Annotated in this window: 20 protein-coding genes; 13 read left to right on the top strand and 7 right to left on the bottom strand. The window is 72.1% G+C overall.

Translation table 11 applies throughout. The annotated features are described in order from the left end of the window. Positions 1–492: 492 nt before the first annotated feature. Positions 493–1,233 carry an LON peptidase substrate-binding domain-containing protein gene (locus Dsi01nite_RS46435; protein ID WP_239136744.1) on the bottom strand — a complete coding sequence of 247 codons (741 nt, stop codon included), beginning with the start codon at positions 1,231–1,233 and terminating at the stop codon, positions 493–495. A gap of 46 nt (positions 1,234–1,279) precedes the next feature. Beyond that, positions 1,280–2,389, bottom strand: a complete 1,110-nt coding sequence (locus Dsi01nite_RS46430) for an epoxide hydrolase family protein (protein ID WP_203852863.1) — start codon at positions 2,387–2,389, stop codon at positions 1,280–1,282. Positions 2,390–2,483: 94 nt separating this feature from the next. Between Dsi01nite_RS46430 and Dsi01nite_RS46425 the strand changes: the two genes are divergently transcribed. The 9 genes from Dsi01nite_RS46425 (at position 2,484) to hisF (ending at position 8,831) form a co-directional block, all read left to right on the top strand. Next, positions 2,484–3,140, top strand: coding sequence for a TetR/AcrR family transcriptional regulator (locus Dsi01nite_RS46425; protein ID WP_203852862.1), 657 nt, complete (start codon positions 2,484–2,486; stop codon positions 3,138–3,140). Positions 3,141–3,170: 30 nt separating this feature from the next. Then, a complete protein-coding gene (gene hisD, locus Dsi01nite_RS46420) occupies positions 3,171–4,463 on the top strand; it encodes a histidinol dehydrogenase (protein ID WP_203852861.1) in 1,293 nt (430 codons plus the stop codon). Next, complete coding sequence (locus Dsi01nite_RS46415; protein ID WP_203852860.1) at positions 4,460–5,536, top strand: histidinol-phosphate transaminase; 1,077 nt, start codon at positions 4,460–4,462, stop codon at positions 5,534–5,536. Before hisD ends, Dsi01nite_RS46415 begins: the two co-directional genes overlap by 4 nt. Further along, complete coding sequence (gene hisB / locus Dsi01nite_RS46410) at positions 5,533–6,147, top strand: imidazoleglycerol-phosphate dehydratase HisB (protein ID WP_203852859.1); 615 nt, start codon at positions 5,533–5,535, stop codon at positions 6,145–6,147. Before Dsi01nite_RS46415 ends, hisB begins: the two co-directional genes overlap by 4 nt. Continuing rightward, positions 6,144–6,287 (top strand): CG2302 family histidine operon protein, encoded by a 144-nt coding sequence (locus Dsi01nite_RS46405; RefSeq protein ID WP_203852858.1) that lies wholly within the window; start codon positions 6,144–6,146, stop codon positions 6,285–6,287. Before hisB ends, Dsi01nite_RS46405 begins: the two co-directional genes overlap by 4 nt. Before the next feature lie 10 nt (positions 6,288–6,297). Continuing rightward, positions 6,298–6,921 carry an imidazole glycerol phosphate synthase subunit HisH gene (gene hisH / locus Dsi01nite_RS46400; RefSeq protein WP_203852857.1) on the top strand — a complete coding sequence of 208 codons (624 nt, stop codon included), beginning with the start codon at positions 6,298–6,300 and terminating at the stop codon, positions 6,919–6,921. Then, positions 6,914–7,228, top strand: a complete 315-nt coding sequence (locus Dsi01nite_RS46395) for a hypothetical protein (protein ID WP_203852856.1) — start codon at positions 6,914–6,916, stop codon at positions 7,226–7,228. The genes hisH and Dsi01nite_RS46395 overlap by 8 nt, the downstream gene beginning before the upstream one ends. 30 nt (positions 7,229–7,258) lie before the next feature. Further along, a complete protein-coding gene (gene priA, locus Dsi01nite_RS46390; RefSeq protein WP_203852855.1) occupies positions 7,259–7,990 on the top strand; it encodes a bifunctional 1-(5-phosphoribosyl)-5-((5-phosphoribosylamino)methylideneamino)imidazole-4-carboxamide isomerase/phosphoribosylanthranilate isomerase PriA in 732 nt (243 codons plus the stop codon). A gap of 79 nt (positions 7,991–8,069) precedes the next feature. After that, positions 8,070–8,831, top strand: coding sequence for an imidazole glycerol phosphate synthase subunit HisF (hisF, locus tag Dsi01nite_RS46385; protein ID WP_203852854.1), 762 nt, complete (start codon positions 8,070–8,072; stop codon positions 8,829–8,831). A 44-nt stretch (positions 8,832–8,875) separates the two neighbouring features. Here hisF and Dsi01nite_RS46380 read toward each other — a convergent pair whose 3' ends face one another. Both Dsi01nite_RS46380 and Dsi01nite_RS46375 read right to left on the bottom strand, forming a co-directional pair. Continuing rightward, a complete protein-coding gene (locus tag Dsi01nite_RS46380) occupies positions 8,876–9,364 on the bottom strand; it encodes a hypothetical protein (RefSeq protein ID WP_203852853.1) in 489 nt (162 codons plus the stop codon). Positions 9,365–9,451: 87 nt separating this feature from the next. Beyond that, complete coding sequence (locus tag Dsi01nite_RS46375; protein ID WP_203852852.1) at positions 9,452–10,378, bottom strand: LysR family transcriptional regulator; 927 nt, start codon at positions 10,376–10,378, stop codon at positions 9,452–9,454. 72 nt (positions 10,379–10,450) lie between these two features. On the opposite strand from Dsi01nite_RS46375, the gene Dsi01nite_RS46370 reads away from it, so the two are divergent. Further along, complete coding sequence (locus Dsi01nite_RS46370; protein WP_203852851.1) at positions 10,451–11,380, top strand: EamA family transporter; 930 nt, start codon at positions 10,451–10,453, stop codon at positions 11,378–11,380. On the opposite strand, the gene yczE is transcribed toward Dsi01nite_RS46370, so the two are convergent. After that, a complete protein-coding gene (gene yczE, locus Dsi01nite_RS46365; protein ID WP_239136742.1) occupies positions 11,298–11,981 on the bottom strand; it encodes a membrane protein YczE in 684 nt (227 codons plus the stop codon). The two genes, Dsi01nite_RS46370 and yczE, sit on opposite strands and share 83 nt — an antisense overlap. A gap of 58 nt (positions 11,982–12,039) precedes the next feature. Here yczE and yczR point away from each other — a divergent pair, with 58 nt between their 5' ends. Continuing rightward, the gene (yczR, locus tag Dsi01nite_RS46360; protein WP_203852850.1) at positions 12,040–13,503 is read left to right on the top strand and encodes a MocR-like transcription factor YczR; all 1,464 of its coding nucleotides are present in this window, start codon (positions 12,040–12,042) and stop codon (positions 13,501–13,503) included. Positions 13,504–13,641: 138 nt separating this feature from the next. On the opposite strand, the gene Dsi01nite_RS46355 is transcribed toward yczR, so the two are convergent. Together Dsi01nite_RS46355 and Dsi01nite_RS46350 are read right to left on the bottom strand one after the other, a co-directional pair. Next, positions 13,642–15,477: an AMP-dependent synthetase/ligase gene (locus Dsi01nite_RS46355; protein WP_239136740.1), complete on the bottom strand. Its 1,836-nt coding sequence runs from the start codon at positions 15,475–15,477 to the stop codon at positions 13,642–13,644. A 167-nt stretch (positions 15,478–15,644) separates the two neighbouring features. After that, positions 15,645–16,262, bottom strand: a complete 618-nt coding sequence (locus tag Dsi01nite_RS46350; RefSeq protein WP_203852849.1) for a TIGR03085 family metal-binding protein — start codon at positions 16,260–16,262, stop codon at positions 15,645–15,647. 123 nt (positions 16,263–16,385) lie between these two features. On the opposite strand from Dsi01nite_RS46350, the gene Dsi01nite_RS46345 reads away from it, so the two are divergent. Together Dsi01nite_RS46345 and Dsi01nite_RS46340 are read left to right on the top strand one after the other, a co-directional pair. Continuing rightward, a complete protein-coding gene (locus tag Dsi01nite_RS46345) occupies positions 16,386–18,215 on the top strand; it encodes an ABC transporter ATP-binding protein (RefSeq protein WP_239136749.1) in 1,830 nt (609 codons plus the stop codon). After that, complete coding sequence (locus Dsi01nite_RS46340; protein WP_203852847.1) at positions 18,212–19,984, top strand: ABC transporter ATP-binding protein; 1,773 nt, start codon at positions 18,212–18,214, stop codon at positions 19,982–19,984. The genes Dsi01nite_RS46345 and Dsi01nite_RS46340 overlap by 4 nt, the downstream gene beginning before the upstream one ends. Positions 19,985–20,040: the final 56 nt, after the last annotated feature.

The raw sequence follows: 20,040 nt of genomic DNA, 5'->3' as shown, positions 1-20,040 counted from the left end.
TCCTGCCTTCCGCGGGCATGCGTCGGCGACTTTCCGGAAGTGCCCGTGCGGCCGGACCTGCCCGTTGCGGGCTACGGGTTCCGTGTCTGAGCCACCTGTCACTCCGTGGCAGCGCCCGCAGCGTCCGTGCGTGACGTCGCCGCACGAACCGGCACACCGGACCCGGGTGGGTGCCACGTCCTGCACGGCGATCTCCGTCCTTCGCTCGTGATCAAAGGACGACTGCGGCCGCCCGGACAGCCGCCCCGGTGCTTCGATCAAGAGCTGGGGTGATCGAAGTCGTCCCGTGGTCGCCCGGGCCGGAGTATGGAGGTCCCGTGGGTGGCCGGAACCCGGTCGAGCAGCTGGTGTCCGGCGGAGTGCTGCGACATGCCGGCCCGAGTTGGCACCCGGCCGTGCGGCGGGGTGCAGCGGTCCACCGGGGCTGGCGCGCGGGGTCCGGTCGACGCCCGGCTGGCGCCGCGCCCGCCGGGCGTCGACCGGTGTGGTGGGTCAGTTGGGGCTGGAGGGGACGGCGAGGTCCGACAGTGCGACCGGCACCGCCCGCACCTGTCCGAGCAGGGCCGCCTCGCGGCGCAGCAGGGCGCGTTCGGCCTTCAGGCGGCTGATCGTGTCCGGCTCGGCGAGCAGCGACTGGCGGTCCTCGAGGGTTAGCGACGCCGTCGCCGCGACCAGGTGCGACAGCACCGTCGGGTCGTCGGGCAGCTGCTCGCCGTCGCTGTCGTCGTCGCTGCGGACCGCCTTCAGGTACTGCTGGAACGCGGCGAGGACGCCCGCCGCCAGCTCCTCCTCGCGGTCCGGCTCGCCCTTCGGCTCGGGGAGCCACTCGACCTCGCCGGTCAGGTACGGGGCGTCGTTGCGGGCGAGTCCGAGCAGCCGGAAGCGGCGCCGGCCGACGGTCATGAGGTCGAACCGGCCGTCGGGGAGCTCGGTCAGCTGGCGGATCTCGGCGGCGCAGCCGATCTCGTACAGCGAGAGGGCCTCGCCGGCGGTGATCGCCGCGTCGGTCGACTCGCCCTGCTCGCCCTCGACCCGGCCGACCTCCCAGCCGCGGCGGATCGCGATCACGCCGAACTCGCGGGGGAGGCTGGCGGGCAGCTCGGCGAGGTGCTGCACGAGCGTGCGGTAGCGGGGCTCGAACACGTGCAGGGGCAGGACCAGCCCCGGGAACAGCACGGTGCCGAGGGGGAACAGCGGCAGGAGGGTCCGCTCGGGTTCGTTCGCTTCCTCCACGGGGCGAAGCCTAGCCGAGCGGACCCGGTTTGCCGCACGACGCGGGTCACTTCAGGGTGGCGAAGAATTCGCGGATGTCGTTGACGAGGAGGTCGGTGGCCTCGTGCGCGGCGTAGTGGCCGCCGGCGTCGCGGCCCTGAGGGCTGGGACGGCCGGCGTCGTACGAGTGCCAGCTCACGATCTGGGCGTGGTCACGCTCGGCGAACGGGCGGATCGACTGGAAGTCGCCGGCGAACATGGCCAGGCCGGTCGGCACGGTCGTGGGGCCGTCGGCGGTCTCGTCGGCGTGCGCGTCCTCGTAGTAGAACCGCATCGCCGAGGCCGCGGTGCCGGTGAACCAGTAGACGGCGACGTTGGCGAGGATGAAGTCGGCGTCGAGGCTGCTGCCGAAGAGCTGGGAGTTCCAGGCCAGCAGGCCGACGGGTGAGTCGGCGAGCGCGAACGCGAGGGTCTGTGGCTGCTGGCTGTGCAGGGTGTTGAACGACATGAGGTTGTCGTAGAACCACTGGAGCTTCGCCAGGGCGGCGTGGCCGGTCTCGTCGAGGGCGGCGAACTCGGCGGGGTCGCCGCTGGGGAACGAGAAGAGCTGCGTGACGTGGACCCCGATCACCCGGTCGGGGGCATTGCGGCCCTGCTCGGGCGCGATCATCGAGCCGGCGTCGTTGCCGACGGCGCCGAAGCGGTCGTAGCCGAGTCGGCGCATCAGTTCGTTCCAGGCGCGGGCGGTGCGGTGCCGGTTCCAGCCGCGGGAGCGGGTCGGGCCGGAGAACCCGAACCCGGGCAGCGACGGGATGACCAGGTGGAAGTCCTGCGACAGGGGTTCGATGACGTCGAGGTACTCGATGATCGAGCCGGGCCAGCCGTGGGTGAGGATCAGCGGGACGGCGTCCTCGCGGGGCGAGCGGACGTGCAGGAAGTGGATGTCCTCGCCGTCGATCTCGGTGACGTACTGCGGGTGCCGGTTGATCCGGGACTCGACGGCGCGCCAGTCGAAGCGCTCCAGCCAGTGCTCGGCGAGGGCCCGGACACGGTCGGCGGGCACGCCGTAGCTGTCGCCGACGCCGGGCAGCTCGTTGGGCCACAGCGCCCTGCGGAGCCGGGCGTGCAGGTCGTCGATCGCGGTCTGCGGGACGTCCACCGTGTACGAGCGGATCATGGCCAACCTCCGAGTTTGAGAACGGAATGCTTCGTTCCGTTCTGACGATAGCAGACCGGAACGATCCGTTCCAGTCTTGGGGTACAGTGGTGCCATGACGACCAACCTGTCCGGGCGGCGCGTGCAGGCGGCCCGCAACGACGGCGTGATCCTCTCCGCCGCGCGCGACGTGTTCCTGGAGGACCCGAAGGCGCCGATCGCCGCCGTGGCCGAACGTGCGGGTGTCGGGATCAGTGCGCTGTACCGGCGGTACAAGAGCAAGGAAGACCTGCTGCGGACCCTGTGCCACGACGGTCTGCGCACCTTCATCGCCGAGGCCGAACGGGCCGCGGAGGAGGAGGACGGGTGGGTGGCGCTGGTCCGGTTCCTCGGCGGCGTCGTCGAGGCGGACGTGCACTCCCTCACCGTGCACCTGGCGGGCACCTTCACCTCGACGCCCGAGATGATCGCCGACGCCGTGCGGGCCGGCACCCTCGCCGGTGACCTCGTCGCCCGGGCGCACGGGGACGGGACGCTGCGCCCGGACGTCGTGGTGGCGGACGTCACGCTGGTGCTCGAGGCGTGCGCCGCGATCCGCGTGCCGGACCGCGACCGCACCGTCGAGCTGCGGCGCCGCCAGCTGGCCCTGATCCTGGACGGGATGCGGCGCGGCGACGGCGACGCGCTGCCCGGCCCGCCACCGGACGCGGCCGAGCTGAACTGGCGCTGGGCGCAATCCCGACAGCCCGCACAGCGGGATACGACGGAATAATTGTCAGCGGTTCCGCCTAGACTCCCAAGCGTGTTGAACCGGATCGACCTGCGCGGCTCCACCAGTGATCCGCGCCGTCTGCTGCCCCGCGCCGCCATGGATGTCTCCGTCGCCACCGAGCAGGTGCGCCCGATCGTCGAGGCGATCCGCGAGCATGGGGCGAGCGCGGTCCGTGACGCCACCCGCCGCCTCGACGGGGTGGAGCTGACCGACCTGCGCGTGCCCGCCTCGGCGATCGCCGAGGCCGAGGCCGGCCTCGACCCGGCGGTGCGGGCCGCGTTGCTCGAGTCCATCAAGCGGGCCCGCAAGGTCCACGGCGACCAGCGGCGCACCGAGGTGACGACACTGCTGAGCACCAGCGGCACGGTCACCCAGCGGTGGGTCCCGGTCCGCCGGGTCGGGCTCTACGTGCCGGGCGGCCTCGCCGTCTACCCGTCGAGCGTGATCATGAACGTGGTGCCGGCCCAGGTCGCGGGGGTGCCGTCGATCGCGGTCACCAGCCCGCCGCAGAAGGGCACCGGCCTGCCCAACGTCAACATCCTGGCCGCGTGCGCGCTGCTCGGCATCGACGAGGTCTATGCCGTCGGCGGCGCCCAGGCGATCGCCATGTTCGGCTACGGCGACCAGGAGGGCTGCGAGCCGGTCGACATGATCACCGGCCCGGGCAACATCTGGGTCACCGCCGCGAAGCGGATGCTGCGCGGGATCGTCGGCATCGACGCCGAGGCGGGGCCGACCGAGATCGCGATCCTCGCCGACGACACCGCCGACCCGCGGCACGTCGCCGCCGACCTGATCAGCCAGGCCGAGCACGACCCGCTCGCCGCGAGCGTGCTGGTCACGCCGTCGCTGGAGCTCGTCGAGGCGGTCGAGCAGGAGGTCGCCCGGCAGGTCGCGGCGACCAAGCACCTGGAGCGGGTCACCGAGGCGCTCAGCGGGACCCAGTCCGCGACCGTGATCGTCGACGACCTGGAGCAGGGCCTGCGGGTCGTCGACGCCTACGGCGCGGAGCACCTGGAGATCCAGACCCGCGACGCGCGGGCCGTGGCCGAGCGCGTCTGGAACGCGGGGGCGATCTTCGTCGGGGCCTGGTCGCCGGTGTCGCTCGGCGACTACTGCGCCGGCTCCAACCACGTGCTGCCCACGGGTGGCTGCGCCCGGCACTCCTCGGGGCTGTCGACGCAGACGTTCCTGCGCGGCGTGCAGCTGATCGAGTATGGACGTGACGCCCTGGCCGAGGTCGCCGACCACGTGGTCGCGCTGTCCGAGGCCGAGGACCTGCCGGCGCACGGCGCCGCCGTGAAGGTGAGGTTCGCGCAGTGACCGGCCTTGAGGACCTCCCGCTCCGCGACGAGCTGCGCGGGCTGACGCCCTACGGCGCGCCGCAGCTCGACGTGGCCGTGCGGCTCAACACCAACGAGAACTCCTACCCGCTGCCCGAGGCGGCCGTCGCGGAGATGGAGAAGGCGCTCTCCGCGGTCCTGCGTGACCTCAACCGCTACCCGGACCGCGACGCGGTGGCGCTGCGCACCGACCTGGCCGCCTACCTGCGGCACGGGCTGACCTGGCGCAACGTGTGGGCGGCCAACGGCTCCAACGAGATCCAGCAGCAGCTGCTGCAGACGTTCGGCGGTCCCGGCCGCACCGCGCTCGGGTTCACCCCGTCGTATTCGATGCACCCGCTGCTCGCCGCCGGCACCGGCACCACGTGGGTCGACGGGCGGCGCGACGAGGACTTCACGCTGACCGCCGAGCACGCGGTCGCGAAGGTTCGTGAGCACCGGCCCGACGTGGTGATCCTCTGCTCGCCCAACAACCCGACCGGCACGGCGCTGCCGCTGGACGTGGTCCGGGCCGTCGCGGAGGCCGCCGACGGGATGGTGCTGGTCGACGAGGCGTATGCGGAGTTCGCCCGCCCCGGCACGCCGTTCGCGCTCTCGCTCATCGAGGAGTTCCCGCGGCTCGTCGTCACCCGCACCATGAGCAAGGCGTTCGCGCTCGCCGGCGGGCGGGTCGGCTATCTGGCGGCCGGGCCCGCCGTCGTCGACGCCGTGCAGCTGGTGCGGCTGCCGTATCACCTGTCGGCGTTGACCCAGGCCGCCGCGCGGGCCGCGCTCGCGCACACCGACGCGCTGCTGTCGACCGTCGACGCGGTCAAGGCCCAGCGCGACCGGATCGTCGCGACGCTGCGCGGCTGGGGGCTGCGGGTCGCCGACAGCGACGCCAACTTCGTGCTGTTCGCCGCGCCCCGCGACGACAGCAAGGGGATCTGGCAGGCGCTGCTCGACCGCGGGGTGCTGATCCGCGACGTGGGCGTCCCCGGCTGGCTGCGGGTCACCGCCGGCACGCCGGAGGAGACCGACGCTTTCCTGAACGCACTGGAGGAGTTGCTGTGAGTCGCACCGCCAAGATCGAGCGGGTCACCAAGGAGACCAAGGTGTCCGTGGAGCTCGACCTCGACGGCACCGGGGTCGGCGAGATCTCCACCGGCGTGGGCTTCTACGACCACATGCTCAACCAGATCGCCAAGCACGGCGGGTTCGACCTGCGCGTGCACACCGTCGGCGACCTCGAGATCGACGCCCACCACACGGTCGAGGACACCGCCCTCGCGCTCGGTGCCGCGTTCGCCGAGGCGCTCGGCGACAAGGCCGGCGTCACCCGGTATGGCAACGCCCAGGTCCCGCTCGACGAGGTGCTCGCCTCCGCCGTCGTCGACCTGTCCGGCCGGCCCTACATGGTGCACGACGAGCCGGCGAACATCGCCCCGCACATCGGTGGCAACTACCCGACCAGCCTGACCCGCCACATCTGGGAGTCCTTCGCCCACTCGGCGCGGGTGACGCTGCACGTCAGCATCCTGCGCGCCGGCCGGCACGGCGCCCAGCCCGACGCGCACCACATCGTCGAGGCGCAGTTCAAGGCGGTCGCCCGGGCGCTGCGCCAGGCGTGCGCGCTCGACCCCCGCAACGCCGGCATCGTGCCCAGCACCAAGGGTGCCCTGTGAGCATCGTCCTGCTCGGACTCGCCGGGCTGCTGGTCGGCGGCGCCATCCAGCTGCGGCAGCAGAGCACGTCGAAGGTCCCGTTCGTGATCACGCTGCTGCTCGCCGCGCTGTCCGCGGCCGGCGGCCTGCTCTGGCTGTAAAGGGGACGGCATGAAGAAGGTGGTCATCCTCGACTACGGCTCGGGCAACCTGCGCTCCGCCGAGCGGGCCGTCGCCAGGGTCGGCGCCGACGTCGAGGTCACCTCCGACCTCGGCAAGGCGGCCCGCGCCGACGGGCTGGTCGTGCCGGGCGTCGGCGCGTATGCGGCGTGCATGGCCGGCATCGACGAGCTCGGCGCCGGGCCCACGATCGCCGAGCGGGTCCGGGTCGGCGCGCCGGTGCTCGGCATCTGCGTCGGCATGCAGGTCCTCTTCGAGGAGGGCGAGGAGCACGGCGTCGTCACCAAGGGCCTCGGCCTCGCGCCCGGCTCGGTGACCGTCCTGCACGCCCCGGTGGTGCCGCACATGGGCTGGAACACGGTGGATTGGCCCGCCGACACCGTCCTCGGCGCCGGGCTGCCCGCCGACACGCGCTTCTACTTCGTGCACTCCTACGCGCCCACCCCCGTCGACGCCCAGCGCGCCGCCGGCATCAGCGTCGCTACCACGGTGCACGGCGAGCCGTTCGTCGCCGCGTTCGAGTCCGAGGTCCTGCGCGCCACCCAGTTCCACCCGGAGAAGTCCGGCGACGCGGGCGCGACCCTGCTGGCCAACTGGCTCGGCAGCCTTGTCTAAGGAACGCGCCCGGCGCCGGGCGGTGCTGGAGGCCGAGCGGGCCGCGCGCCTGAACAAGGCCGAGCAGCGCCGCCGCCGGCGCATCGCGGTCCGCCGGCTGGTGCCGAAGGTCAAGATCGGCCGGACCGGTAAGCTCTTCGCACGTCGTTCCCGGGGCCAGCGCTCCGTCATCGTCCTGCTCGTCCTGCTGGCACTCATGCTGATCTGGCTGCTCGTCGACACCGTCGCGGCACGCATCGGGCTCAGCGCCCTCGTCATCGTCGCCACTCCGGCGCTCACCGTGCTTGTCCTCGACCGCCGGCTCTGACCGCCGAATCTGACCGAAGGATCTTGAACCATGGCCCTGCAGCTCCTGCCCGCCGTCGACGTCGCCGACGGCCAGGCGGTCCGTCTCGTTCAGGGCGCCGCCGGCAGCGAAACCACCTACGGTGACCCGCTCGAGGCCGCCCTCGCCTGGCAGCGGCAGGGTGCCGAGTGGATCCACCTCGTCGACCTCGACGCCGCCTTCGGCCGTGGCTCCAACGCGGAGCTGCTCGCCGACGTCGTGCGCCGGCTGGACGTGCAGGTCGAGCTCTCCGGCGGCATCCGCGACGAGGCCTCGCTGCGGGCGGCCCTGTCGACCGGCGCCACCCGGGTCAACCTCGGCACCGCCGCGCTGGAGAACCCCGAGTGGTGCGACCACGTCTGCGCCACGTATGGCGACCAGGTCGCGGTCGGTCTCGACGTCCGTGGTCACCAGCTGGCGGCCCGGGGCTGGACGAAGGAGGGCGGCGACCTGTTCGAGGTGCTCGACCGCCTCGAGCGGGCCGGCTGCGCCCGGTATGTCGTCACCGACGTCATGCGCGACGGCACCCTCACCGGCCCCAACCTGACCCTGCTGCTGGAGGTCACCGGCCGCACCAAGAAGCCGGTCATCGCCAGCGGCGGCGTCTCCAAGCTCGACGACCTGCGCCAGCTCGCCGCCCTCGAGCCCGCCGGCGTCGAGGGTGTCATCGTCGGCAAGGCCCTGTATGCGGGCGCCTTCGACGTGACCGAGGCCCTCGAGGTCCTGAAGGAAACGGCGTCATGACCGACCCGCGGCGCGGTGGACGGGCTGTGACGTGGGCGCGCGGTGCCGGCTCGGGGTGCGGTGCGGCGGAGGTGGCGGCATGAGCGTCGCGGTGCGGGTGATCCCGTGTCTGGACGTCGACGCCGGGCGGGTCGTCAAGGGGGTCAACTTCGTCAACCTGCGCGACGCCGGTGACCCGGTGGCGCTCGGCGCCGCGTACGACGCCGCGGGCGCCGACGAACTGGTCTTCCTCGACGTGACCGCCTCGTCCGACGGGCGCTCGACCATGCTCGACGTGGTCCGCCGCACCGCCGAGACCGTGTTCATCCCGCTCACCGTCGGCGGGGGCGTCCGCGCGGTGTCCGACGTCGACACGCTCCTGCGCGCAGGCGCGGACAAGGTCGGCGTCAACACCGCCGCGATCGCCCGCCCCGAGCTCATCGCCGAGATCGCCGAACGCTTCGGCAACCAGGTCCTGACGCTCTCCCTCGACGTGCGCCGCGCCGCCGGCCAGCCCAGCGGGTTCGAGGTGACCACCCACGGCGGCCGCCGCGGTGCGGGCCTCGACGCCGTCGAGTGGGCCGCCCGGGTCGCGGAGCTCGGCGCCGGCGAGATCCTGCTCAACTCGATGGACGCCGACGGCACCAAGGACGGCTTCGACCTGGAGCTCATCACGGCCGTCCGCGCGGTCGTGACGATCCCGGTCATCGCCAGCGGCGGCGCGGGTGCCCTGGAGCACTTCGCCCCGGCGGTCGCCTCCGGCGCCGACGCGGTCCTCGCCGCCAGCGTCTTCCACTTCGGCGACCTGTCCATCGCCGACGTGAAGACCTCGCTGCGCGAGGCCGGCCACCCCGTCCGCTGACGCCGGCAGCGGGTAACCGATGTGATCACCCGCTGCCGAACGGTCTAGTCGCCGCGTTTGCCGGTGGTGACGGCGATGCCGACGATCCAGCCGACGAACAGGCCGTAGCCGGAGGCGGCGGCCGCCGCGGCGAACGCCCCCAGCAGGGTCGGGTCGGCGAGGATGAAAACGGTGACGAAGGCGGCGAGGGCCGCGCCGAAGATCAGCGCCGCCCAGCCGATGATGAAGGCGCCGCCGCCGGTGCCGATGGATTTGCCGGCGACCGCCAGGATCAGGGCCGTGAAGAGGATGAGCAACAGGGCTTTGAGGTCGTTCGCGAGGAGTTCGCGGGCGGCCTTGCCGGAGTCGTCGCGGGGGACGAGCCACCAGCGTGGCCAGGTGAGCATCTTCAGGAACCAGCCCCACACCGTGTTCGTGTCGGCGTGCCGGTCGACCCATTCCGTGAAGATCTGGTTGCCGAAGAGCAGGACGAGGAGCAGCGTCGCCAGGACGCCTGCGCCGGTGGCTGTGCGGGTGCGTCCGAAGATGGCCATGACATCAATGTAAGGGGCGGCGCCAAAACCCGCAGAAGTGAATGAGTGAGTGAGCGTTTAAACCGGAAAAGACCGTTTGAGCTGCAGTTATACGACATGAATGGACAGGTCGCCGGCCCAGTGGTCACGGTGTGACCAGGCCTCACGCAGCGCACGGACGGTCGCGCCGATGGCCGGGCGGTCGCCGGCGGCGGCGCGCCAGACGGCCGTGACGCGGCGGGCCGCCTCGGGGGTGATGGGGCGGGCCACAACGCCCGGTGGGAGGGTGCTGCGGGCCAGGCGCGGGACGAAGGCCACGCCGAGGCGCTCGGCCACGAAGGTCAGCTGGGTCTCGAACTCGTTGACGAGGATCGTGGGACGGGCGCCGGGCAGCATCCGCTGCAGCCACTCGTGGCAGACGGTGCCGGGCTTCGAGGCGATCCAGCGTTCGCCGCGCAGGTCGTCGAGGCGGACCGGGCCGGACTCGGCGGCGAGGGGATGGTCGACGGGCAGGATCAGGTCGCCGACGTCGAGGCCGAGCTCGAGGCTGGCCAGCCCGGCGGGAAACGTGGCCGGCATGTCCAGCCACTCGTCGATGACGGCCACGTCGACGGTGCCGCGCAGGATGCCGTCGAAGCCGGCCTGCCGGTCGGTCTCCTGCAGGGTCGGCTCGAGGAGCGGGTGGTCGACGGCGAGGCTGCGCAGGGCGTGCGGCAGCAGCCCACGGCACGCGGTCGGAAACGAGGCGATGCTCAGGTGCCCGGACACCGTCTCCTGGTGGGCGGCGAGGGCGGCCTCGGCCTCCTCGACGACGGCGAGGATCCGTCCGGCGTGCTCGACGAGGACCCGGCCGGCGCCGGTGAGCCGCAACCGGCGGCCGTCCTTCTCCACGAGCGTGTTCCTGGTCTCCCGTTCGAGCTTCGCGATGTGCTGGGAGATCGCCGACGGGGTGCAGTGCAGGGCTTCGGCGGCGGCCGTGACCGTGCCGAACACGGCGACGGCCCGCAGCGCCTGGAGCCTGGGCAGGTCAAGCATGAAGTAATGCTACAACGATGTTGTAGAACCTTTCGATGGTGCTTCACGGTTTCAGCGGCGACCGTGAGGCGTATGAAGCATCGTGACGTCGCGCTGGCCGTCCTCGTCTCGGCCGTCTGGGGCGTGAACTTCGTCGTCATCCACGTCGGACTGGACAGCATGTCTCCGCTGCTGTTCTGCGCGCTGCGGTTCGCGGTGGCCGCGCTGCCCGCCGTGCTGCTGGTCGGCCGGCCGAAGGCCCCGTGGCGGTGGGTGATCGCGACCGGCGTGGCGCTCGGCGTGGTGAAGTTCTCGCTGCTGTTCGCCGGGATGGCGGCCGGGCTGCCGTCGGGGCTGTCGGCGCTGGTCCTGCAGAGCCAGGTGGTGTTCACCCTCGTCTTCGCGGTGGTGCTGCTCCGCGACCGGCCGGGCCGGCGCCGCCTCGCCGGGGTCGCGCTGTCCGGGGCGGGCATCGTGCTCATCGCCTCGCAGCTCGGCCTGGACCGGCCGCTCGGCGCGTTCCTGCTGGTCGTCGCCGCCGGCGCGGCCTGGGGCCTGGCCAACATCGCGATGCGCAAGGCGAAGGCGACCGACATGCTCAACTTCATGGTGTGGGTCAGCGCCGTCGCGACCCCGCCCCTCGTCGCGCTGACCCTCGCCGTCGACGGGCCGGCCGAGGTCTGGCACACGCTGCGTGGCCTGGACCTGACCGCGGTCGGCGCGATCGCGTACATCGCCTACCTCAGCACGCTGTTCGGTTTCGGCGTGTGGGGCCGGCTCATCGCCCGCTACGACGCCGGCACGGTCGCGCCGTTCGCGGCCCTGGCCCCGGTGTTCGCGATCGTGTCCTCGGCGCTGCTGCTCGGTGAGCACATCCACTGGTACGACGCCGCCGGCGGCGCCGCGATCATCGGCGGGGTCCTGCTGGGCGCGGTGCGGGTCAGGCGAGGGCCGCAGCCGCCGGAGCCGCCGGTGCCGGCCGTGGATCCCGGATCGAGAACAGTGGCAGGAACAGCTGCGTGAGCGGGCCGATGCCGAACGCGTACAGCACGGTCGCGACGCCGACGGAACCGCCGAGCAGGAACCCGGCGGCGAGCACGGTCACCTCGATCGAGGTCCGCGCGACCCGGACGGACAGCCAGCCGAAGCGCTCCGACAGGCCGGTCATGAGCCCGTCGCGCGGGCCGGGTCCCAGGCGCGCGCCGATGTACAGGCCGGTGGCGGCCGCGTTGAGCACCACACCCGCGACCATGAGCGCGCCGCGCAGCCACCACGCCTCGGCGTCCGGCACGACGCGCAGGGCGAGGTCGGCGACGGCACCGATGACCACGACGTTGCTGATCGTGCCGAGCCCCGGCCGCTGGCGCAGCGGGATCCACAGCAGCAGCACGAGCGCGCCGACCGCGCAGACCACGGTGCCGAAGCTCAGCCCGGTATGTCGGGAGATGCCCTGCTGGAACACGTCCCACGGATCGAGTCCCAGGTGGGCCCGCACGAGGAGCGCGAGGCTCACGCCGTACACCAGCAGACCAAGCTGCAACTGGACGAATCGGCGCACGAAGCGGTGGCGCAGTGGCATTGCCAGGCGCGGTGGCGTGGGATTGGTCTTGCCTGAGGCGGCCATGCATGCCACCCTAGGGCCAATCCGGAACGTGCAAAGAGCCAATTGAGGGGGACTGGCCTTGTCAGCGATCGTCCGCGGTGCCCAACTGGCCCGCATGCTCAACGCCTGGCAGGTCGCCGTCGGCGTGCGCGGACCCGCCGGCCGCCGCCCGGAGTACGTGGTGCTCGCCGGCGCCGTCCGTGGCCTGCTCATCGACGGCCGCCTCGCGCTCGGTGTGCGGCTGCCCGCGGAGCGTGAGCTCGCCGCCGCGCTCGGGATCAGCCGGACGACCGTCACCGCCGCCTACCGTGAGCTGCGTGACAGTGGTCACCTCAGCAGCCGCCGCGGCGCCGGCAGCTGGACCGCGCTGCCCGCCGGCCACCGCGTCGGCACGTCCGGGCTGTGGACGCCGAGCGACGACGCCGACCTCATCGACCTCGGCTGCGCCGCGATGCCCGCCCCCGCCGAGCTCGCCGAGGCCGCCACGGAGGCGGTCGCCGACCTCGCCCCTTACACACTCGGCGCCGGGTATCAGCCGATGGGGCTGCCGGTGCTCCGCGAGGCGATCGCGCACTGCTACACCGAGCGGGGCCTGCCGACCGACCCCGACCAGGTCATGGTCACCGGTGGCGTCCAGCAGGCGCTCGACCTGCTGCTGCGCCTGCTCGTCGCGCCCGGCCAGCGGGCCCTCGTCGAGACGCCCACCTATCCGAACGCGTTGAGCGCCTTCACCGCCAGCCGCGCCAGGATCAGCGCCTACGCGATCGGTCCCGACGGGTGGGACGAGGATCTTCTTTTGTCCACGGTACGGGCAGCGCAGGCGCGCGTGGCGTACCTCATCCCGGACTTCCACAACCCGACCGGCCACCTCATGCAGACCGCCCTGCGGGAGCGGCTGCCCTCCGCCGCGCACGCCGCCGGCACCGACCTGATCATCGACGAGTCGTTCGTCGACCTGGCCCTCGACGACGTCGACATGCCGCCGTCGGTCGCCACGTTCGACCGCAGCGCGCGCGTGCTCACGATCGGCGGCATGAGCAAGCCGTACTGGGGTGGCCTGCGCATCGGCTGGGTGCGCGGGGCGGCGCCGCTGATCGCCCGGCTCGCCGCGGCCCGGGTCGGCGTCGACATGGCCTCGCCGGTGCTCGACCAGCTGGTCGCCGTGCAGCTGCTGCGCCGCCGTTCGGCGATCGTCTCGGCCCGCCGCCGGCAGCTCCTGTCCCGCCGCGACACCCTGGCCGCCGCGCTGCGCGCCGAGGTGCCCGAGTGGCGGTTCGTCCTGCCCGGCGGCGGGATGGTGCTGTGGGTCGAGCTCGACGCGCCGGTGTCCAGTGCCCTCGCCCGGGCGGCGGAGGAGCTCGGGGTGCGGGTCGCGCCGGGGCCGCGGTTCGGGGCGGACGGGACGATGGAGCGGTTCATGCGGCTGCCGTACACGCTGCCGGAGGCGGATCTGGTCGAGGCGGTGCGGCGGCTCGCGGCCGCTCGTGCGGACCTGGACCGTCCTCGCCGGCATGCCTGGTCGTCGCCGGTGGTCGTGGCCTGACCCCTGTTTTCCGTGATCCGGAAGAGTTTGGGTACCCCTGGGTGCACAAGGTCTTCCGGATCACGGGGTGTGGCCCTGGAAAAGCGTCATGGCCTCCGGGATGGCGGATCCCGGAGGCCATGACACTGTGGGGTGTGATCAGAGTTCGGCGAGCGACCCCGCGTACATCCGGTCGATGTCCGATGCGAAGGACTTCTCGACCACACGGCGCTTGACCTTGAGCGACGGCGTGAGCTCGCCGTCCTCGATGGAGAGGTCGCGGCTGAGGATGGTGAACTTCTTCACCGTCTCCCAGCGGTTGAGCTTGGTGTTGAGCTCCTTGACGTAGCCCTCGATCAGGGCGTTCGCCTCGGTCGACGCGGCGATCTCACCGTAGGACTTCCCGGCGAGGGGGGTGCCGTCCGCCCAGCCCTTGATGGCGTCGGGGTCGAGGCTGACCAGCAGCGTGACGTAGTTGCGGGCCTGGCCGACGACGATGCACTGCGAGGTGTACGGGCAGACCGACTTGAACAGGCCCTCGATGTGGCTCGGCGCGACGTACTTGCCGCCGGAGGTCTTGATCAGGTCCTTCTTGCGGTCGGTGATGCGCAGGTAGCCGTCGGCGTCGAACTCGCCGATGTCGCCGGTGCGGAACCAGCCGTCCTCGGTGAACGACGCCGCGGTCTCCTCGGGCAGGTTGTGGTAGCCGCGCATGATCGGGGTGCCCTTGAGCAGGATCTCGCCGTCGCTGTCGAGCTTCGCCTCGAGGTCGCCCAGGGCCGTGCCGACGGTGCCGATGCGGGGACCCTTCTCCCGGTTGACGAACGAGCCGGCCGAGGTCTCGGTCAGGCCGTAGCCCTCCAGGATCGGCAGGCCGGCGGCGAAGAAGAACTCGCCGATCTCCTTGGCGAGGGGAGCGGAGCCGGACACCATGGCGCGCATCCGGCCGCCGAGGCGGGCGCGGAGCTTGCTGAAGACCAGCTTGTCGGCGATGCCGGCCTGGATCTTGAGCGCGCCGCCGGGCTGGCGGCCGGCGAGGCGCTCGGCGGAGGCCTGCTTGCCGACCTTGACCGCCCAGGTGAAGATCTTCCACTTGGCGCCGCCGTCGGCCTGGGCGCCGGTGACGACCCGGTTGTAGACCTTCTCGAAGACGCGGGGCGCGGCGCACATGATCGTCGGCTGGATCTTGCCGAGGTTGTCGATGAGCTTGTCGACGCGGCCGTCGACATACGTGGGGAGCCCGACGTACACGATCCCGCAGAGCAGGGTCTTGCCGAACGAGTGCGACAGCGGCAGCCACAGGTACTGCAGGTCGTCGGCGGTCAGCAGGCCCATGTCGACCTGCGTGTAGCCCTGCCAGACCCAGCCGAGGTGCATCAGCTCGACGCCCTTCGGGCGCCCGGTGGTGCCGGACGTGTAGATCAGGGTGGCGAGCTGGTCGCCGGTGATGCCGGCGACGATCCGCTCGATGAGCTCGGGGTCTGCTTCGAGGGCTTTTTTGCCTTCGGCTTCCAGTTGCGCGAGGGAGAGCGTCTTCGTCCGCTCGGCGCCGTTGGGGACGCCGTCGATGAGCACGATCGCGACCAGGTTGGGCAGGTCGGCGCCGTCGAGCTTGGCGGCCTGCGCGGCGTTCTCGGCGAAGAGGACCTTCGAGCCGGAGTCGGCGACGATGTAGACGGCGTCCTCGGGCTCGGTCGTCGGATACACCGTGGTGGTGGCCGCGCCGGCGAGCATGATGCCGAGGTCGGCGAGGATCCAGTCGAGCCGGGTGTTGGCCAGGATGCCGACGCGGTCCTCGGGCTGCACGCCCAGCGTGGTGAGGCCGGCGGCGATCGCACGGGCCTGCGCGTCGACCTCGCGCCAGGTGAGCCAGACGGGGTCGCCCGCGTCGTCGGCGGCGGGCTTGCCGAACGCCCGCTTGTCCGGGGTCTCGGCCACGCGGTGCAGGAACATGTCCGGGATCGAGCGGTAGGGCAGTTCGAGCCGCTTGGTCATGTGGAGGGCCTCCCGGGCTGGCGTGGACGTAACGGTGACTGGCATCACGTCCCGTCGGTTACTGGAGGGTAAATGGTCGGTCGCGTTACCGGCTAGACCCGAAACCGAAACGTAGTAGATGCTGGATCCCTTGCCTGGAACCAGATTCAAGACTCAGCGCCCTGCTGTTACAGCCCGAGTCGCGCGCTCTTGAGTCGCTCCGCGAGCTGACCCGTCACGGTCACGTCGGCGACGCCCTGCCGCCCAGTGAAGAACAGGAGGAGTTCCGAGGGTTTCCCGTGTACGTCCAGCGCGTCGCCGCCCTTGCCGACGGTGAACGGGGTGCCGTGTTCCGGGTGCACCGTGATCGCGGCCGGGAACTTCCGGGTCGACAGCCGGGCGGACTGCTTGACGCGGCCGGCGAGGGCCTGCTCGTATGCGGCGTCGAGGGTGCGCGGGGTCCAGCCGGGTGTGGCGCGGCGCACGTCCTCGTGGTGGACGAGGAACTCGGTGATGTTGACGGCCTCGTCGGCCGCGGCCGGGCGCACCCAGAGGGCCGGCGTGCGGACCTTGCCGACCAGCGCCGCGTAGTCGCCGTTCGCGAGCCTGTCCTGGACCTTCTTCGTGTGGGCTGCCACGTTTTTCAGCAGGATGCCGACGGCGGCGTCCGGGCGGCGCTCCCGCAGCACGAGGTGCGCGGCGAGGTCCCGGGTCGTCCAGCCGGCACAGAGCGTCGGTGCGTCGGGGCCGGCGGCGAGGAGGGTGTCGGCGAGCGCCAGGCGCTCGGCCCGTGCGAAGGAAGTCATGAACGTAACGCTAGTGGGGTTCCGGCAGGGCCGTTTTCTGTCGGACCCCGTCGGTAAGGTTGCAGACGGTCGGAGCGACTTACCGGCCTTTCCAGCGGAGGGTGGGTTGTGACCAGCGGCAAGGTGCTTCTCAAGGGGCTGTGGGTGCTCGGCCGTGCCGTTCGTGACGAGCCTCACATGTTCGCGATCTCGGTCGCCGGCAGTGTGGTGTTCAGCCTGCTCACCATCGCCACCGCGTTCGTCTCCGGCTGGGTGGTCGGCGAGATCGCCCTCCCCGCGATCGACGAGCGGCACGTCACGTTCGGCACGCTGCTGCTCGGCGGCGTCGCGATCCTCGCGGTCAGCATCGGCAAGATCATCGGCATCTTCGGCCGGCGGCTCGGCGCGGGCGCCATGCAGTTCCGCCTCCAGGCGCGCTACCGGCAGGCCGTCACCCGGCGTTACCTGCGGCTGCCCCTCGAATGGCACCAGCGGCACGCGACCGGCACCCTGCTGTCCAACGCCAACGCCGACGTCGAGTCCGCCTGGTATCCGATCGCGCCGTTCCCGATGGCGGTCGGCACCGTGGTCATGCTCGTCGCCGCGATCGCCTCGCTCTTCGCCACCGACTGGGCCCTCGCACTCGTCGGCGTCGCGATCTTCCCGACGCTGCTCGGGGTCAACGTCGCCTATTCGCGCCGGATGGCGCCCCGCGTCGCCCGGTCCCAGCAGCTGCGGGCAGAGGTGAGCGCCGTCGCGCACGAGAGCTTCGACGGCGCGCTCGTGGTCAAGACGATGGGCCGGGAGGCCGCCGAGACCGAGCGGTTCGCCGCCAGGACGGTCGAGCTGCGCGACGCCACGATCCAGGTCGGGCGGGTGCGGGCGGTGTTCGACCCGGTGCTCGACGCGCTGCCGAGCATCGGCACCCTCGCCGTGCTCGTCGTCGGCGGGCTGCGCTTCCGGCAGGGCGCGGTCGAGGTCGCCGAGGTGGTCAGCGTCGCGTTCCTGTTCACGGTCCTCGCGTTCCCGGTCCGGGCCATCGGCTGGGTCCTCGCCGAGCTGCCCCGCAGCGTCGTCGGCTGGGAGCGGATCCGGCACGTGCTGGACGCCGAGGGCGACATGGCCTATGGCTCGACCACGCTGCCCGAGGTGCACAAGCCGGCGGCGCTGCGCTTCGACGACGTCCACTTCGCCTACACCGACGCCGACGGCGAACCGGGCGGCGACGTGCTCAGCGGCGTCACGTTCGAGGTGCCGGCCGGGCGGACCGTCGCCCTCGTCGGCTCGACCGGCTCCGGCAAGTCGACGGTCGCCGGCCTCGCCGCCCGCCTCGTCGACCCGCACACCGGTGTCGTCCGGCTCGACGGCGTCGACGCCCGCGACCTGACCCAGGAGGCGCTCGTCGGCACGGTCGCGCTGGTCGCGCAGGTGCCGTTCGTCTTCGACGACACCGTGCGGGGCAACGTGACCCTCGACCGGCGCACCGCCGCCGGGCATCCCGTCGACGACGAGGCGGCCTGGTCGGCGCTGCGGCTCGCCCAGGCCGACGGGTTCGTCGGCCAGCTCGGCGAGGGCCTCGACACCAAGGTCGGGGAGCGGGGCACGTCACTGTCCGGCGGGCAGCGGCAGCGCCTCACCATCGCCCGGGCCCTGGCCGGCGCGCCGCGGCTGCTCGTCCTCGACGACGCGACCAGCGCCGTCGACCCGCGCGTCGAGGCCGCGATCCTCGCCGCGCTGCGCCGTGACGAGGACCGGCAGGCGTCGATCCTCGTCGTGGCGTATCGGCGGGCGACGATCGCCCTCGCCGACGAGGTCGTCTATCTCGAGCGGGGCCGGGTCGCCGCCCGCGGCACCCACGCCGACCTGCTCGCCACCGTGCCCGGCTACGCCGACCTGGTCACGGCCTACGAGAAGGCCGAGGCGGAGAAGGAACGGGAGCACGTGTTCGACGACGAGGAGAGCGTGACCGCATGACCACGGCCACCCCTGATCTTGCCAAGGCGGGCGTGCTGCGGCGCGGGCTGAGCCTGTCGCCGGAGCTGTTCACCGGGCTGGCCGGCACCCTCGGTCTCGCCGTCCTCGCCACCGCCGGCCGGGTCGCGATCCCGGTCGCCATCCAGCAGGGCATCGACAAGGGGCTGCGCGCGCCCGGCGGCCCCGACGTCGGCGTGCTCACGGTCATCGTGTCGATCACGGCCGGCGTGCTGTTCCTGACGATGCTCAGCGCCGCGCTGATGAACGTGCGGCTGTTCACCGTCAGCGAGACCGCGCTCGCGGGCATCCGCACCCGCACGTTCCGGCACATCCACGACCTGTCGATGCTGCACCAGCAGTCGGAGCGGCGCGGCGCCCTCGTCTCCCGGGTCACCGGCGACGTCGACCAGATCAGCCAGTTCCTGCAGTTCGGGGGCCTGATCTTCCTGATCAGCCTCGGCCAGCTGATCGTCACCACCGCCGTGATGTTCTTCTACTCGTGGCAGCTGACGCTGGTCGTGATCGTCGCGTTCGCGCCGCTGGTCTTCGTCGTCCGGCACTTCCAGCGCCGGCTCAGCGTCCTCTACCTCGACGTGCGGGAGAGCATCGGCGCGATGCTCGGCGCGATCGCGGAGAGCGTCGTCGGCGCGCCCGTCGTGCGGGCCTACGGTGTGCAGCACCGCACCGCCGAGCGGCTCGACACGGCCATCGACCGCAGCCGCCGCGCCCAGTTCCGCGCGCAGACCAACAACGTGATCAGCATGAGCTTCGGCGAGTTCGCGGCCGGCCTCGCGCTCGGCAGCGTGATCGTCATCGGCACCCTCCTCGGCGTCGACGGCCAGCTGAGCATCGGGCAGCTGACCGCGTTCCTGTTCCTCGCCACGCTGTTCGTCCAGCCGGTGCAGGTCGCCACCGAGGTGCTCAACGAGGCGCAGAACGCGATCGCCGGCTGGCGCCGCGTCCTGGACATCATCGAGACGTCGCCGGACGTCGCCGACCCCGGCGCGGCCGGCCGGGACCTGCCCGAGGGCGCGGTCGACGTGCGGTTCGACCATGTGCACTTCGCGTATCCGGACGGCCCCGAGGTCCTCACCGACGTCGACCTGACCGTGACCGCCCGCACCCGCGTCGCCGTCGTCGGCGAGACCGGCAGCGGCAAGACCACGTTCGCGAAGCTGCTGACCCGGCTCATGGACCCCACCACCGGCGGCGTGCTGCTGTCCGGGGTGCCGCTGACCGAGGTGCGGTTCGACTCGCTGCGCAGCCGCGTCGTCATGGTTCCGCAGGACGGGTTCCTCTTCGACGCGTCCGTCGCCGACAACGTCCGCTTCGCCCGGCCCGACCTGAGCGACGTCGACCTGGAGCTGGCGTTCACCGAGCTGGGCCTCATCGACTGGGTCGACGGGCTCAGCGACGGGCTGCAGACCCAGGTCGGCGAGCGCGGCGAGGCACTGTCCGTGGGTGAGCGGCAGCTCGTCGCGCTGGCCCGCGCGTATGTCGCCGACCCCGACCTGCTGGTCCTCGACGAGGCCACCAGCGCCGTCGACCCCGCGACCGAGGTCCGCCTCCAGCGCACCCTCGACGCGGTGACCCGCGGGCGGACGACGATCGCGATCGCGCACCGGCTGTCGACTGCACAGAGCGCCGACGAGGTCATCGTCGTCGACAAGGGGCACGTGGTGCAGCGCGGCCCGCACGCCGACCTCGTCACGGACCCCGACTCGATCTACGGCCGGTTGTACGCGTCCTGGCTCGAACAGACCCGCTGACCTCGCCCACCCCGCGGCCTCGTCCACGCCCACAGATGGCGTCGAGGGCCGCGGCG

Origin of the sequence: Dactylosporangium siamense (assembly GCF_016862795.1) — a bacterium.
Classification (GTDB): Bacteria; Actinomycetota; Actinomycetes; order Mycobacteriales; family Micromonosporaceae; genus Dactylosporangium; species Dactylosporangium siamense.
This window is presented reverse-complemented; position numbering and strand designations above follow the sequence as displayed.

What these genes read in the sequence shown, in the direction of transcription:
- Dsi01nite_RS46340 (WP_203852847.1), top strand. Translation starts at nt 18,212, where the DNA reads ATGACCACGGCCACCCCTGATCTTGCCAAGGCGGGCGTGCTGCGGCGC.
- Dsi01nite_RS46425 (WP_203852862.1), top strand. Translation starts at nt 2,484, where the DNA reads ATGACGACCAACCTGTCCGGGCGGCGCGTGCAGGCGGCCCGCAACGAC.
- Dsi01nite_RS46350 (WP_203852849.1), bottom strand. Translation starts at nt 16,262, where the DNA reads ATGACTTCCTTCGCACGGGCCGAGCGCCTGGCGCTCGCCGACACCCTC.
- priA (WP_203852855.1), top strand. Translation starts at nt 7,259, where the DNA reads ATGGCCCTGCAGCTCCTGCCCGCCGTCGACGTCGCCGACGGCCAGGCG.
- Dsi01nite_RS46430 (WP_203852863.1), bottom strand. Translation starts at nt 2,389, where the DNA reads ATGATCCGCTCGTACACGGTGGACGTCCCGCAGACCGCGATCGACGAC.
- Dsi01nite_RS46380 (WP_203852853.1), bottom strand. Translation starts at nt 9,364, where the DNA reads ATGGCCATCTTCGGACGCACCCGCACAGCCACCGGCGCAGGCGTCCTG.
- yczE (WP_239136742.1), bottom strand. Translation starts at nt 11,981, where the DNA reads ATGGCCGCCTCAGGCAAGACCAATCCCACGCCACCGCGCCTGGCAATG.
- hisH (WP_203852857.1), top strand. Translation starts at nt 6,298, where the DNA reads ATGAAGAAGGTGGTCATCCTCGACTACGGCTCGGGCAACCTGCGCTCC.
- Dsi01nite_RS46370 (WP_203852851.1), top strand. Translation starts at nt 10,451, where the DNA reads ATGAAGCATCGTGACGTCGCGCTGGCCGTCCTCGTCTCGGCCGTCTGG.
- hisF (WP_203852854.1), top strand. Translation starts at nt 8,070, where the DNA reads ATGAGCGTCGCGGTGCGGGTGATCCCGTGTCTGGACGTCGACGCCGGG.
- Dsi01nite_RS46375 (WP_203852852.1), bottom strand. Translation starts at nt 10,378, where the DNA reads ATGCTTGACCTGCCCAGGCTCCAGGCGCTGCGGGCCGTCGCCGTGTTC.
- Dsi01nite_RS46355 (WP_239136740.1), bottom strand. Translation starts at nt 15,477, where the DNA reads ATGACCAAGCGGCTCGAACTGCCCTACCGCTCGATCCCGGACATGTTC.